The organism is Gillisella vitis (assembly GCF_021559775.1).
GTDB lineage: Bacteria > Pseudomonadota > Alphaproteobacteria > Rhizobiales > Rhizobiaceae > Allorhizobium > Allorhizobium ampelinum.
In genome coordinates this window covers 2,803,273-2,818,268 of sequence record NZ_CP056047.1, presented here as the reverse complement: position 1 = coordinate 2,818,268, position 14,996 = coordinate 2,803,273, and the positions used below count along the sequence as shown (strand labels likewise).

The 14,996-nt window shown below is 57.8% G+C and carries 13 protein-coding genes; 5 read left to right on the top strand and 8 right to left on the bottom strand.

The window, feature by feature from the left end:
* The first annotated feature begins 12 nt into the window (after positions 1-12).
* Entirely contained in the window at positions 13-1,446 is a 1,434-nt protein-coding gene (locus tag AVCG78_RS13165; protein WP_015917227.1) for an NAD(P)(+) transhydrogenase (Re/Si-specific) subunit beta, read from the top strand.
* Positions 1,447-1,513: 67 nt separating this feature from the next.
* Here the strand turns inward: AVCG78_RS13165 and AVCG78_RS13160 are convergent, their stop codons facing one another.
* The 8 genes from AVCG78_RS13160 to uxaC form a co-directional block, all read right to left on the bottom strand.
* Positions 1,514-2,164, bottom strand: coding sequence for a hypothetical protein (locus AVCG78_RS13160; RefSeq protein ID WP_071584926.1), 651 nt, complete (start codon positions 2,162-2,164; stop codon positions 1,514-1,516).
* Between the two features lie 34 nt (positions 2,165-2,198).
* Positions 2,199-3,731, bottom strand: coding sequence for a UxaA family hydrolase (locus AVCG78_RS13155; RefSeq protein WP_071584942.1), 1,533 nt, complete (start codon positions 3,729-3,731; stop codon positions 2,199-2,201).
* Positions 3,724-4,917 carry a mannonate dehydratase gene (gene uxuA / locus AVCG78_RS13150; protein WP_071203902.1) on the bottom strand — a complete coding sequence of 398 codons (1,194 nt, stop codon included), beginning with the start codon at positions 4,915-4,917 and terminating at the stop codon, positions 3,724-3,726. Before uxuA ends, AVCG78_RS13155 begins: the two co-directional genes overlap by 8 nt.
* On the bottom strand, positions 4,914-6,383 hold the full coding sequence (locus tag AVCG78_RS13145) for a mannitol dehydrogenase family protein (RefSeq protein WP_139191374.1): 1,470 nt from the start codon (positions 6,381-6,383) through the stop codon (positions 4,914-4,916). Before AVCG78_RS13145 ends, uxuA begins: the two co-directional genes overlap by 4 nt.
* Positions 6,361-7,107 (bottom strand): 2-dehydro-3-deoxy-D-gluconate 5-dehydrogenase KduD, encoded by a 747-nt coding sequence (gene kduD / locus AVCG78_RS13140; RefSeq protein ID WP_071203901.1) that lies wholly within the window; start codon positions 7,105-7,107, stop codon positions 6,361-6,363. The genes AVCG78_RS13145 and kduD overlap by 23 nt, the downstream gene beginning before the upstream one ends.
* The gene (kduI, locus tag AVCG78_RS13135) at positions 7,104-7,925 is read right to left on the bottom strand and encodes a 5-dehydro-4-deoxy-D-glucuronate isomerase (RefSeq protein WP_071203898.1); all 822 of its coding nucleotides are present in this window, start codon (positions 7,923-7,925) and stop codon (positions 7,104-7,106) included. Before kduI ends, kduD begins: the two co-directional genes overlap by 4 nt.
* Before the next feature lie 18 nt (positions 7,926-7,943).
* Positions 7,944-8,267, bottom strand: coding sequence for a cupin domain-containing protein (locus AVCG78_RS13130; RefSeq protein ID WP_041697109.1), 324 nt, complete (start codon positions 8,265-8,267; stop codon positions 7,944-7,946).
* A gap of 405 nt (positions 8,268-8,672) precedes the next feature.
* The gene (uxaC, locus tag AVCG78_RS13125) at positions 8,673-10,073 is read right to left on the bottom strand and encodes a glucuronate isomerase (RefSeq protein WP_071203896.1); all 1,401 of its coding nucleotides are present in this window, start codon (positions 10,071-10,073) and stop codon (positions 8,673-8,675) included.
* A gap of 297 nt (positions 10,074-10,370) precedes the next feature.
* Between uxaC and AVCG78_RS13120 the strand changes: the two genes are divergently transcribed.
* The 4 genes from AVCG78_RS13120 to AVCG78_RS13105 all read left to right on the top strand — a co-directional run bounded on the left by AVCG78_RS13120 (position 10,371) and on the right by AVCG78_RS13105 (position 14,994).
* Entirely contained in the window at positions 10,371-11,066 is a 696-nt protein-coding gene (locus tag AVCG78_RS13120; RefSeq protein ID WP_015917219.1) for a GntR family transcriptional regulator, read from the top strand.
* Positions 11,067-11,081: 15 nt separating this feature from the next.
* A complete protein-coding gene (locus AVCG78_RS13115) occupies positions 11,082-11,996 on the top strand; it encodes a sugar kinase (RefSeq protein ID WP_071203891.1) in 915 nt (304 codons plus the stop codon).
* 244 nt (positions 11,997-12,240) lie between these two features.
* Complete coding sequence (locus AVCG78_RS13110) at positions 12,241-13,293, top strand: dipeptidase (protein WP_071203890.1); 1,053 nt, start codon at positions 12,241-12,243, stop codon at positions 13,291-13,293.
* 48 nt (positions 13,294-13,341) lie between these two features.
* Positions 13,342-14,994: an ABC transporter substrate-binding protein gene (locus tag AVCG78_RS13105; protein ID WP_071203889.1), complete on the top strand. Its 1,653-nt coding sequence runs from the start codon at positions 13,342-13,344 to the stop codon at positions 14,992-14,994.
* The last annotated feature ends 2 nt before the right edge of the window (positions 14,995-14,996 follow it).

Here is a 14,996-nt window from a genome sequence, read left to right as displayed (position 1 = left end):
GAAGACGTTATTATGGCTATTGGTATTGTTTCTGCGGCCTATATTGCAGCCGCTGTGTTGTTTATCCTGTCGCTGGGTGGCCTGTCGGGCCAGGAAAGCGCCAAACGGGCCGTGTGGTACGGCATTGTCGGCATGGGCCTTGCGGTCATCGCCACGATTTTCGGCCCCGGCATTGGCCATTGGTTCATCATTGTACTGATGATCGCTGGTGGGTCTGTGCTTGGCTATTACGTGGCAAACCGCGTGCAGATGACGGAAATGCCACAGCTTGTGGCGGCATTGCATAGCTTTGTCGGTCTGGCCGCGGTATTTATCGGCTATAACACCCATCTGGAAGAAGCCCATGTTGCCCGGCTGGACGAGACGGCGCGGGCCGCACTCACCGGCTTTGCCGCTATTCTCGCCCATAAACTGCCTGTCGAACTGTCGATCATGAAGGTCGAGGTGTTCCTCGGCGTGTTCATCGGTGCCGTCACCTTCACTGGCTCGGTCATTGCTTTCGGCAAGCTGGCAGGCAAGATCGATGGCAAGGCCAAGCAATTGCCCGGCGGGCATATGCTCAACGCCGGTGCCGCCGCTCTGTCCTTCCTGCTGTTGATCGCCTATTTCTACGGCGCTGGTGCCTGGGCGCTGGTGCTGATGACGCTGCTGGCCTTCTTCATCGGCTATCACATGATCATGGGCATTGGCGGTGCCGATATGCCGGTGGTGGTATCGATGTTGAACAGCTATTCCGGCTGGGCAGCAGCGGCCATCGGCTTTACGCTCGGCAATGACCTGCTGATCGTGACCGGTGCGCTGGTTGGCTCGTCAGGCGCGATCCTGTCTTACATCATGTGCAAAGCGATGAACCGGTCCTTCATCTCGGTCATCCTCGGCGGCTTTGGCAGCACTACTGGTCCGGCTATGGAAATCGAGGGCGAACAGGTGGCTATCGATGCGGAAGGCGTGGCCAATGCGCTGAACGAGGCTGAAAGCGTGATCATCGTGCCGGGCTACGGCATGGCGGTGGCTCAAGCCCAGCAGGCGGTATCGGAACTCACCCGCAAGCTGCGTGACGCTGGCAAAAACGTGCGTTTTGCCATCCATCCGGTGGCAGGCCGTTTGCCCGGCCATATGAACGTGCTGCTGGCCGAAGCCAAGGTACCCTATGACATCGTCATGGAAATGGACGAAATCAACGACGATTTTCCAAGCACCGACGTCGTCATCGTCATCGGCTCCAACGACATCGTCAACCCGGCAGCCGAAGAAGACCCCAACAGCCCGATTGCCGGCATGCCTGTCTTGCAGGTGTGGAAAGCCAAGCAGGTATTCGTGTCCAAACGCGGCCAGGGCACCGGCTATTCCGGCATCGAGAACCCGCTGTTCTATAAGGAAAATACGCGGATGTTCTATGGTGATGCGAAGAAGTCGATCACTGAATTGCTGCCGATGATTAAATAGTGTGGATTTCGATCCATTATTCCTATGCATTTTATAGGGCTCTCTCCTTTAGGAGTGAGCCTTATTTTTATGAGACTGTTCTTACATTTTGATCTTCATCGTATGGTTTTGTTCGTGTGAAAAATTTAAACACCTCGATGAATTTCTTATTTTCTTTTTCGTTTCTAGAAAATCCTATAAATATAAAATTGATTTTTAAAAATCTATTTACGGCGACATCCAGTCTCCATGGATGGAATTTTATATTTTGTGCGTCTATTCGGACATACATGGCTGTCCGCCTTACCCATGTTCCTCCTGTTATTGTTTTTACGAATACATTGTTCCACGCTATCTTGTCATTGGAAATGCGACGATCCGTGAAACCCAATTCGTCTATTTGAATAAATGGGCCTTCACGGATGAAATCTACGTAAGCATTTGATATTGAATACATAATCATAGAGGCAGAAGAGTATATAAGTATTAAATTATAAATTATTGCGTAAAAATTAATATTTTTGCCCTTTAAAAATATTTGCATTTCAATTTTTGTTAAAGCAAAAAATATGTATAAAAAAATTAACGACAATAATAATTGAAATGGTGCGAGTAAAATACTCCATCCTGCATGTTTGAGAATTGCAGGTATTTGCACGTTTATTCGACGGTTGCCACCACTATTTTTGTCTGGATCGTATATGTAGATTGAGGATATGCCGGTTCCCGTATTTTCCATTTTCATCCTGCGGCTGAGTGATGACATACTGATGTTACATCACCGCCCCAACCTGCCAAGGCACAAATTCGTTATCCCCCAGCCCCAAAATCTCCGACTTGGTCTTCTGCCCCGAAGCCGAGGCCAGCACGAGATCGAGAATCTCCCGGCCTTTCTGCTCCAGCGAAATCCCGGCGCTGATGATGTCGCCGCAGTTGAGGTCCATGTCGTCGGGCATGTCCTCAAACAGCTTACTGTTGGTGGCGAGCTTGATGGTGGGGGTGGGCTTGGAGCCGAAGGCCGAGCCGCGGCCGGTGGTGAAGACCAGCATTTGCGCGCCGCCAGCGATCTGGCCGGTGGCGGAGACCGGGTCGTAGCCGGGGGTGTCCATGAAGACGAAGCCGGGGGTTTCGATCCGTTCTGCGTAGTTCAACACGTCGGTCAGTGGCGTGCTGCCGGCCTTGGCCGATGCGCCCAGCGATTTTTCCAGAATGGTGGTCAGCCCGCCCAGTTTGTTGCCGGGGCTGGGATTGTTGTCCATCGAGCCCCGGTTCATTTTTGTATAGTCTTCCCACCAGCGAATGCGGGCGATCAGCTTCTCGCCGATTTCGCTTGATGCGGCGCGGCGCAACAGCAATTGTTCGGCACCGTAGATCTCAGGGGTTTCCGAGAGAACCACCGTGCCGCCCAGGCCGACCAGCAGGTCGGAGGCGATGCCGAGCGCCGGATTGGCGGTGATGCCGGAAAACCCATCCGAGCCGCCGCATTGCAGCGCCAGTTTTAGCTCCGAGGCCGGGATCGGCTGGCGCTTGATGGCGTTGACCACCGGCAGGATGGATTTGATGTGGTCGATCAGATGCGCGATGGTCGCAGCGGTGCCGCCACTCTCCTGGATTGTCAGGCCGAAGAACCGGCTTTCGTCATTGCCACCATAAAGCATTTTCATCCGGGCGAGTTGCATGACCTCGCAACCCAGACCGACAAAAACCGCAGCGCCGACATTGGGATGGGTGGCATAGCCCCATAGCACCCGTTGCAGAATATCCGCCCCTTCGCCGCCTGCATCCATGCCGCAGCCGGTGCCATGCGCAAAGGCGGCGACCCCATCGATATCAGGATAATCGTCGAGAATGCCGGAGCGGTTGATGTCATCGGCAGCCCGCCGGATGACGGTGGCGGAACAGTTGACCGTAGCGCAGATGGCGATGAAATTGCGCGTTCCCGCCTGTCCATTCGCCCGGCGATAGCCCATGAATCTCTCAGGCTTAACAGTGGGAATGGCGGCTAGCGCCTTTTGGTAATCGGCACCCACCTCATAATGTTGGTCGTGAGCGCCGAAGGAACAGTTGTCGGTATGCACATGCTCACCCGCCCGGATCGGGCGGCTGGCATAGCCAATCACCTGCCCGAACTTGATGATATTGCCTCCCTCCGCCATATCCTGCCGGGCAATCTTGTGGCCACGCGCCACCGGATGATCAAGGCTCACGCCAAATCCAAGCGGCTGCGTGCCTGCCGGGGCGGGATTGGTCAGGATGGCAACGGTGTCATCCGGGTGCAGCAGCACTATCCCTGTCCCTTCAGCCATAATGCACATGTCCGTGAGAGAGGGCGCGAATGACCCCGCGCAGTTCCGCCAGTCCGCGCAGACGCCCGACCAGCGGATAGCCGGGATGGGTGCCACGGCTGACATCGTCAAGCAATTCGTGGCCATGGTCCGGGCGGAAGGGAATGTCGAAATCGGCGCGACCGTCTGCCTTGCGGCGGCGCTCTTCGGCAATCAGCACGGCGATCAGCGTCACCATGTCGGTATCGCCATCGAGATGCGCGGCCTCCTGGAAGGACCCATCCGGCTCCTTAGCCACATTGCGCAGATGGGCGAAATGGATGCGCTCGGCAAAGCGTGCGGCAATGGCCGGAACATCGTTTTTCGGATTGGCACCCAGCGAGCCCGCGCACAGCGTCAAGCCGTTGGCAATGGCCGGTTGCTGTTCCATGATCCAGGCAATGTCGTCTTCGCAGGAGACGATGCGCGGCAGGCCGAGAATATCGCGCGGCGGATCGTCGGGATGCACGCAAAACCGCATGCCAAGCTCTTCTGCCGTCGGAATGACTTCGGCGAGGAAGCGGGCATAGTTGGCGCGGATCTCATCGCGGCTGATGCCGTGATAGCGCTTCAGCGCCTCGCGCAAGCCGCTGATATCGTAACGGTCGAAGGCACCGGGCAGACCGGACATTATGCTGTTCAACAGGTTTTGGCGCAAGCCTTCGCTGGAGGCGTCAAACCAGGCCTTGGCGGCCTCGCGCACCTCTGGCGAATAGTCATTTTCCGCCCCTTCGCGCTCCAGCATATGAATCTCGAAGGCGGCCATATGCGGCTCGGAAAATCGCAAGGCCGTGCCACCGCGCGCCACTGGCGCATCCAGCTGGGTGCGGGTCCAGTCGAGCAATGGCATGAAATTATAGCAGATCGTGTGGATACCGGCATCCGCCAGGTTCTTCATCGACTGGCGGTAATTGGCAAACAGCCGTTCAAGATCACCTTCGCCGCGCTTGATATCCTCATGGATCGGCAGGCTTTCCACCACATTCCAAGTCAGGCCTAAGCCGCTATTGGCGATCTCGTCGCGGCGGGCGGCAATGGCATCGCTGCCCCAGACTTCACCATAGGGTATTTCGTGCAGCGCGTTGACGATGCCGGAGGCCCCGGTCTGGGCGACCTCGGTCAGGGTAATGCGGTCAAACGGGCCGTACCAGCGCCAGCTCTCTTTCATCGGCTCAAATCCTCTATCGTCTGTCGTGCGCCCTTGGTCACAAGGCTTTGATAAGCTGTCGTCAGTGCATTGCGGAAGGTCGGGTTATCGGCCAGCGGTTCAGGGAAAATCTCGCGCACCGACAACAGCGCCGCGACCTTGTCGGCAGGCTCGGCAGCGCCATCACTCAGACTTTTCAAACGCGCGGCCAACGGGTCGCGCACGTCGATGGCGTCGCCCTTTTCATCGACGCCGCCAACATAGCGCATCCAGGCGGCAACGGCCAAAGCCAATCCCGTGATCGGCCGGTTGGCGGTGAGGTTCTCCGTCAGAGTACCGAGAATCCGCTGCGGCAGTTTTTGCGAGCCGTCCATGGCAATCTGCCAGGTGCGGTGGCGGATGGCGGGATTGGCGTAACGGTCAAACAACGCAGCTGTATAATCGTCAAGGCTCACGCCCGGCGGGGCTTTCAGGCCGGGGGTGATTTCCGTGTTCCACAGCATCTTGCAGAACCGGGCAAAGACCGGATCGGCCACCGTCTGGGCAATGGTTTCGTGACCGGCGAGATAGCCGAGATAGGCAAGCGACGAATGGGTGCCGTTCAGGCAGCGCAGCTTCATATGCTCGAACGGCGTGACATCCTCGACCAGCTCGACGCCGACGGCTCCGAGCTCCGGTCTTGCACCATCAACGAAATGGTCTTCTACTACCCATTGCCGGAAAGGCTCATGCATGACGGGGGAAAGATCCAGCACGCCGGTGATCTGCGCCAGCCGGTCGATATCCTCCGGCTTGGTGGCGGGTACAATCCGATCCACCATGGTCGAGGGAAAAGCGCCTTCACGGGCAATCCAGCCTTGAAGATCGGATGAGATCAGCCCGGCCAGTTCCAGCACAACGCCCTGCACCACCTTGCCGTTTTCCGGCAGGTTGTCGCAGCATAGCACCGTGAACGGACGCAGGCCCGCCGCATGGCGCTTTTCCAGCGCCCGCACCAGAAAGCCGAGGGCGGAGAGGGGGGCTTCGGGATGGGCCAGATCATGCTGGATGTCGGGATGGCCTTGGTTCAGTCTGCCCGTGGACGGTTCGTGGCAATAGCCTTTTTCCGTCACCGTCAGGCTGACGATCTTGACAGCCGGATCGCTCATCGCGTCGATGACGGCTCTCGGGTTTTCCCGTGCCACCAGCACATCGTTGATCACGCCGATCACATGCGGTGTTTCGCCGTTTGGCCCAAGCTCGACGGCGGTATAGGCGAAATCCTGGGGGGCGAGCGCATCGCGCTGGTCGGGCCGCATCAGGCTGACGCCGATAATGCCCCAATCCCCGCCGGATTTCTCCATGGCCTGTTCGATATAGATCGCCCCATGGGCGCGGTAGAACGCGCCAAGCCCGAGATGGACAATGCCCGTCTGCGGTCTGATGCTATCGGGGCGGCGCAGCCGTTGCGGATTGGCGGATATATCAGCGGGCAAGCCAGCCTCCATCAACATTGAGAATGGCACCATGGATATATTTGGCCGCCCGTGAGGAAAGAAACACCGCAGCCCCGCCAATGTCTTCGGCCTCGCCCCAGCGACCAGCCGGAATGCGCTCCAGGATTGCCTTGTTGCGGGCAGCGTCATTGCGCAGCGCCTCGGTATTGTTGGTTTCGATATAGCCGGGGGCAATGGCGTTGACATTGATGCCCTTGGCTGCCCATTCATTGGCGAGCAGCTTGGTCAGTCCGGCAACACCGCTTTTCGACGCCGTATAGGATGGCACGCGAATACCGCCCTGGAAGGACAGCATCGAGGCAATATTGACGATCTTGCCGCCTGCGTCGCGGGCAAACAAGGCTTTGGCAAAGGCCTGGCAGAGGAAGAATACCGCCTTCAGGTTGACATCCATCACCGCATCCCAATCGGCCTCGGTGAAATCCACCGCATCGGCGCGGCGGATGATGCCGGCATTGTTGACGAGAATATCGACCGGGCCGAGATCCTCGAAAATGCCGCACCCGGCCATCGGGTCGGACAGGTCGAGGGTGAGGCCGGACGCCTTGCCACCGGCATTGGTAATCTGCTCGACAGTTTCTGTCACCGGAGAGCGGCCCGCACAAATCACGCTGGCGCCAGCCCCGGCAAGCGACAGGGCAATGGCCTGGCCGATGCCGGTATTGGCGCCTGTCACCAGCGCCGTCTTGCCCTTGAGGGAAAACAGATCGCTCACTTCAGCGTCTCCATCGAGACCACTTCGACATCCTTGTAATCGACATTGTCACCGGCCATCGCCCAGATGAAAGTGTAATTGGCCGTACCCGCCCCCGAATGGATCGACCAGGGCGGCGAAATCGCGCCTTCCTCGTTTTTCAACACCAGATGCCGGGTCTCGTCCGGCTCGCCCATCATATGGAAAGCGCGCTGGCCTTCCGGCAGGTCGAAATACAGATAGGCTTCCATGCGCCGGTCATGGACATGGGCGGGCATGGTGTTCCAGACGGAGCCGGGGGCAAGCTTGGTCATGCCGACCACCAGCTGGCAGGCCTTCATCACGTCAGGATGCACGAACTGGTAGATGGTGCGCTCATTGGAGGTCGCCTTCGAGCCGAGCGTTACATTGGCGGCTTCCTCAATCTTGATGAGGCGCGACGGATAGGTGTGATGGGCCGGGGCCGAGAGAATGTAGAACCGGCCAGCGCCTGAAAAACTGATCTTGCCCGCGCCCATGCCGAGATAGAGCATGTCGCCCTTGCCCATTTCATAGGTTGCATCCGCCTCGACCGTGCCGGTGCCGCCGATATTGACGACGACAAGTTCGCGCCGGTCGAGAATGGAGGCGGTGCCGCATTCCTTCACATGGTCCAGCACCAGAGAAGCGCCTTCAGGCACCGCACCGCCGACGATCATCCGGTCGTAGTGGGTATAGATCAGCCGGATTTCGTCCGCCGCAAAAATACCGCCGACATGGAAATGCTTGCGCAGGGCCGTGGTGTCGAAGCTTTTGGCGGTCTGCGGGTCGATGGCGTGGCGGGTTTCAACACTCAGCATGGCTTTACTCCTCAAATATCAAAGAAAATCGTCACGCCGGGGCGTGAATGTGTCGATCAGCACACCGGGCTCCATGGCCCGGCAGCCGTGAAAGGCAAGGGAGGGAATAACGAAACTGTCGCCCGGACCGACCGTGAACGTCTCGTCGCCGATGGAAAATTCGAACCGGCCTGATTGAACATAGGTGGATTGCACATGCGGGTGATGGTGCCGCAGGCCCTCCGCACCCTTGGCGAAGGTGAATTTTACCACCATCAGTTCTGGGCTATCGGAGAGAACCTGGCGGGTCACCCCGTGGCCGGTTTCGACCACCGGAAAGGTCCTGACGAAGTCTGTATCCATCGCTGGCTTCTCCTCCATCGAGGCTGTCTGGTTCAGTCTGAAGCCACAGTACACGACGCAAAGGTCTTGCGGCTTTGCCGCCCCCTCATCCGGCTGCCGCCACCTTCTCCCCGGTGGGGAGAAGAGACTTGCAGCGGCGTCTAGCGCTTTCTCTGGTGCTGTAAAGAGCGAGTAAAGCCCTTTTTCAACATCAGAATAAGGCTGAGTGCTATCGCCTTGGCCTCTTCTCCCCAGCGGGGAGAAGTCCCCGGCAGGGGGATGAGGGGGGCGAAGCCCAAGAGTCCTTTGGGCGTGTACTGTGGTCTGAACCAGGCAATCTCTCGCTTTCCTTTGTTTTCGTTTGTCTTTTCGGGAAAATCGGTATCCGCTTTTCTCTGAAAAACGCTGGGACCCGCTGCTCCTCAGCTAGAGCCGATAGGCCTTTTTCGCCAGTCCGTAGGCGAGATCGCCTGCAAGCTCCTGGGCTTCGTCCTCCTCCAGTCGGCCCGTCAGCACCAGTTCGGCCAGATAGGCGCAATCCACCCGCCTTGCCACATCATGGCGGGCCGGGATGGAGCAGAAGGCGCGGGTGTCGTCGTTGAAGCCGACGGTATTGTAGAAACCGGCGGTCTCGGTCGTTGTCTCGCGGAAGCGGCGCATGCCATCAGGACTGTCGAAGAACCACCAGGCGGGGCCGAGCTTCAGTGCCGGATAGGCCCCCGCCAACGGTGCCAGTTCACGCGAATAGCTGGTTTCATCCAGCGTGAAGAGAATGACCGTCAGGTCCTTTTCCATGCCAACCGCGTCCAGCAGAGGTTTAAGCGCCCGGACGTAATCGGTGCGGGTCGGGATATCGAAGCCCTTGTCGCGGCCATGTTTTGCCATGATGCCGGCGGAATGGTTGCGGTAGGAACCGGGATGGATTTGCAGCACCAGCCCATCCTCCAGGCTCATCCGGGCCATTTCCGTCAGCATATGGCCACGGAAGGCATCTGCCTCATCGGGGGTGATCCGCCCGGTCAGCGCCTTGTCGAACAGCGCCTTGGCCTGATCCTGGGGCAGGTCCTCGGTGCGGGCCGTGGGATGGCCGTGGTCGGAACTGGTGGCGCCATAGGTTTTGAAGAAGGCACGGCGGTTGCGATGCGCCTCCAGATAGCCGCTCCAGTTGGTGGCATCGACGTCAGCCAATTGCCCAAACCGCTCGATATTGGTGGCAAAGCCTTCAAATTGCGGATCGACTACAGGGTCAGGCCGATAGGCGGTGACGACGCGGCCATTCCAGCCGGAGGCGCGGATCGTCTCATGCCATTTCAACTCGTCCAGCGGGCTTTCCGTGGTGGCGATCACTTCGATGTTGAAGCGTTCGAACAGGGCGCGGGGGCGAAATTCCGGTTTTGCCAGGCATTCGGCGATATGGTCATAGGTCTGGTCCGCCGTCTGTGCCGAAAGACGGGTCGTGAGGCCGAACACGTCTTCGAAGGCGTGGTCCAGCCACATGCGGCTAGGCGTGGCGCGAAACAGATGGAAATTTTCAGCAAACAGCCGCCAGATCTTGCGGCCATCGGTTTCCGTCATGCCGCCATCGACACGCGGCACGCCAAGCGCCGTGAGGTCGATGCCCTGGGAATAGAGCATGCGAAACACATAATGGTCCGGCACCACGAACAGCTGGGCCGGATCGGGAAAGGCCTCATTTTCCGCAAACCAGCGGGGGTCAGTGTGGCCATGCGGGCTGACGATGGGCAGGTCGCGGACCGTGTCATAAAGCGTGCGCGCCAGCGTGCGTGCTGTGGGGTCAAGGGGAAAAAGCCTGTCTGGATGAAGCAATGCCGTGGTCTCCGCGTGCGCCCCGTAATTCTAATAGAGCATAATATCGCAAGCCGATTTCGGTCCGGCGTATTATGGCTTAAAACAACTGCCGCCTCTTGCGTTGGCCATCGTCTTTTGATCGATGGCCTGGGCGGTGACAGTGGTGGCGAAACGCAATTGCATTCCGCTGCCAATCTAATATGTTAGTATGCAAATTGTGTCAATGCGGTCCCGGGGTATGATCCCGGATACTTGGCCCGGGTACTTGGCCCGGCTACTTTGGAGTGACGATGGCGGTGGTAATCGGAGGGTGGGATGATTGATACGGTCAATGTGCGCACGCTGGACGTTCAGCGGCAACCTTCGGTCACCGAGCAGGTCTTCGAGCTGTTATACCGGCAGGTGGTTGAACTGGAGCTGCCGCCGGGGGCAAAATTATCGGAAGTGGATGTTGCCAAGCAGATGGGCGTGTCTCGCCAACCGGTGCGCGACGCCTTCTATCGCCTGTCCCAGCAGGGCTTCCTGATGATCCGCCCACAACGGGCAACTGTCGTGACACATATTTCCGAACGTGGAGTGTTGCAGGCCCGCTTCATCCGCACAGCGCTGGAAATGGAAACCGTGCGAGCCGCCGCCGAGCGTTTGAGCGAAGAGCAGATCGCGGCGCTCGACGAATTGGTGCAGCGGCAGATCAAGGCCATGGAGGCTGGCGACAAGATGCTGTTTCATGAGTTGGATGACGAGTTTCACCGGCAGATCTGCAAGATGTCCGGCCACGAATTCGCCTGGGCGCTGATCCGCGACAGCAAGGCGCATATGGACCGAATCCGCTATCTCAGCCTTGCTTTTGGTGCGCAAAGCGCCATTGACGACCATATCGAGATTATGGCCGCGCTGAAGGCACGTGATGGCGACCGGGCCGCCGCCAACATGCGTGTTCACCTGTCACGTATCTTGTCGATCATCAGCCGGATCAGGGAAACCCAAGGCCAGTATTTCGCGACCGAATGAGGATGGCAGGATAATATGAGCAGCAAACGGATCTTGACCATCGGCGAATGCATGGTGGAAATGGCGCCCCGCGAAGACGGTGCTTATCATCGCAATTTTGCTGGCGATACATTCAACACTGCCTGGTATCTGCGCCGTCTTCTGGGCGCTGACGACGTGGTGGATTACTGCTCGGCTATCGGCGTCGATGGTATTTCGCAAGCCATGCTCACCTTCATGCAAGCGGCGGGAATAGGCACCGGGCATTTGCGCCGTCTGGAGGATGCGACGGTCGGGCTTTATATGATCGAGCTTGCCAATGGCGAGCGCAGTTTCAGCTATTGGCGCGGCCAATCCGCCGCCAAGCGTCTGGCAGACGACCGTGCGTTTCTTTTAGAGGCCGTACGAGACCGCGATCTCATCCTGTTTTCCGGGATTACCCTCGCAATCCTGTCCCCAGCGGGCCGTCAGCAATTGCTAGAGGTTCTGGCGCAGGCACGCGATGCTGGCAGCCTGATCGCTTTCGATCCTAATATGCGCGCCCGGCTTTGGCCGGATCGTGACAGCATGTGCAATGCGGTTTCGCAGGCGGCCAAGGTTGCCGACATCGTCCTGCCGTCCTTTGACGAGGATGGGCCGAATTTCAACGATGCCACACCTGACGCCACGATTATCCGATACCGAAAAGCAGGTGCGGCAACCGTGGTGGTCAAGAATGGCGCGGGCCGTGTGCATGCCTTTGACGCCACGCAAGGGCCAGTGACATTCGATCCCGTGCCGGTCGCCGATCTCGTCGATACGACAGCAGCTGGCGATAGTTTCAATGCCGGTTTCCTGTCGGCTCGCCTTTCGGATATCGCGATGGCTGAGGCATTGGCGCAAGGGGCTGCCGTTTCCGCTCAGGTGATCCGTAAGCGAGGCGCTTTGGTGGAGATCGAAAATATCCCCTGAAAACATCTCCTCAAAACACCCTTGGACGACGGACACGCGAAAAGCCGTGTCCGAAAACCAATGTCGCAAGAATGCTCGCTTCTTTGTGTTGCGATGCAAATTATTTTCGCTTGAACCCTTGCAGCTTTTGATTCTACTCTGCACCTAAAATAGGAGATTGGCGATATTTCCCTTTTTTGTCATAGGCTTGTGGCCCTTGTCAAAAAAGACTGGCCAGTCGCGATGCGTCAAAAGGTGAGTGTTCATGCAATTGGTTTTCGACGGGCATAATGATGTCCTCCTGCGTTTGTGGAGGGCTCATGCAGCGGGCGTCGATCCGGTGCGGCAATTCATCAATGGCACACGGGAAGGTCATATCGATGCGCCACGCGCCCGCCGGGGCGGGCTTGGTGGCGGTCTCTGCGCGATTTATATTCCCTCAGACGGTGAGTTCGTGCTGACCGAGCCGGATGACAAGGGCCATTACAATACCCCTGTTGATAAGCCCCTGGCGCGCGCATCGTCGCTGGACATCGCCTTGCAGATGACCGCGATTGCGCTGCGCGTCGAGCGGGCTGGCGGCTGGCGGCTGTGCCGCTCGACATCGGATATTCGCGCTGCCATGGCCGAGGGCGTCTTTGCCGCCGTGCTGCATATGGAAGGCTGTGAGGCCATCGATGCCGATCTGGCCGCTCTTGAGGTGTTTTACCAGGCAGGCCTGCGCACGCTCGGCCCGGTCTGGAGCCGCCCGAATATTTTCGGCCATGGTGTTCCCTTCGCCTTTCCAATGTCGCCGGATACCGGACCGGGCCTGACGACGCTTGGTTTTGAGCTTGTGAAAGCCTGCGATCGGCTGGGCATTGCCCTCGACCTTGCCCATATCACCGAAAAGGGCTTCTGGGACGTGGCGAAAACCTCCGACAAACCATTGATCGCCAGCCATTCCAATGCGCACGTGCTGACACCGGTGGCCCGCAACCTGACGGATCGGCAGATGGATGCGATCCGCGAGCGCAAGGGCATCGCTGGCCTCAACTACGCCGTGACCATGTTGCGCGCTGATGCCCGCGATTTTGCCGAGACCCCGCTGTCAGATATGGTGCGCCATATCGACTATATGGTGGAACGCATGGGTATCGATTGTGTCGGCCTCGGCTCCGATTTCGACGGTTGCACCGTGCCAGGTGAAATCGGCGATGCCAGTGGGAACCAGAGGTTGCTTGAAGCGTTGCAATCGGCTGGATACGGTGATGCAGATATTGCTAAGATTGCCCGTGAAAACTGGCTGCGCGTGCTGGGGACGACGTGGGGCGAGTAATTCCGGCATCTGTTGGCGATCATTGATTTACAAAAAGGGGACGGGACCATGACCATGACATTGACACGCCGCAGGCTGATGACGACAGCCAGTGCTGTTCTGGCATTGGGCGTTGCGGGGGGCGTTACGGGCGTGCCACGCGCTTTTGCCGCCACGCCGAAAGATACCCTGGTCGAGGCCTGGGCGTTTGACGATATCATTACCATGGACCCGGGCGAGGCTTTCGAAATCTCTGCCGCCGAAGTCACCGGCAATACCTATGATACGCTGGTAAAGCTGAATATTGCCGATACCTCGACCGTGGCTCCCGGCATTGCGGAAAGCTGGAGTGCGTCTGAAGACGGCCTGACCTATACGTTCAAGATCAAGTCTGGCATCAAATTCGCCTCCGGCAATCCGATCACTGCGGAAGATGTGGCCTATTCTTTTGAACGGGCCGTCAAGCTCAACAAGAACCCGGCCTTCATTCTTCAGCAATTCGGCCTGAGTGGTGACAATGTCGCGGAAAATGCCAAGGCAGTCGATGCCGCGACCTTCCAGTTCAAGGTGGACAAGCCTTATGCGACCAGCTTCGTGCTGAACTGCCTGACCGCAACCGTCGGTGCCATCGTTGACAAGAAACTGGTGCAGAGCCACGCGGCAGCCGTGACGGTTTCCAAGGATTATCCCTATGACACCGATTTCGGCAACGGCTGGTTGAAGACCAATTACGCTGGCTCCGGTCCTTTCAAGCTGCGCGAATGGCGTGCCAATGAATTGGTCGTGATGGAGCGCAATGACAATTACTATGGTGAAAAGGCCAAGCTTAAGCGGGTCATCTACCGCTTCCTGAAGGAAAGCTCAGGCCAACGTCTGGCGCTGGAATCCGGTGATGTCGATGTGGCGCGTAATCTTTCGCCGACGGACTTTACCGCGATTGCCAATGCGAAAAATATCAAGACAGATTCTGCCCAGAAGGGCACCGTCTATTATCTCGGTCTCAACCAGAAGAACCAGTATCTTTCCAAGCCGGAAGTCCGCCAGGCCATCAAATATCTTGTCGATTACGATGCCATCGGCGCAACCCTCATCAAGGGTGTCGGCACCGTGCATGAATCCTTCCTACCCAAGGGTATTCTTGGCTCGATTGATGACCAGCCCTATAAGCTGAATGTTGCGAAAGCCAAGGAATTGCTGGAAAAAGCAGGCCTCAAGGATGGCTTCAAAGTCACCATGGATGTGCGCTCCATCGAGCCGATGACCAGCATTGCCCAATCCATGCAGCAAACTTTCGCACAGGCGGGCATCACGCTGGAACTCATCCAGGGCGATGGTAAGCAGACGCTGACCAAATACCGCGCCCGCAACCATGACATCTATATCGGGGATTGGGGTGCTGATTATTGGGACCCGCATTCCAATGCCGAAACCTTTACCAGCAATCCTGACAATTCCGACACGCCGAAATCCAAGACACTCGCCTGGCGCAATGCTTGGGATGTGCCTGAGTTGACAAAGGAAACCAGCGAAGCGCTGTTGGAGCGGGACACGCCGAAGCGCAAGGCGATGTATGAAGACTTGCAGCGAAAGGTTCTGGCCGATGGTCCGTTTGTGATCATCTATCAAAAAACGGAAATTGCCGGCTATAGGGCCAATGTTCAAAATTATAAGCTTGGCCCCACCTTCGACAGCAACCTCAAAAACTTGATTTCCAAGGATTGATC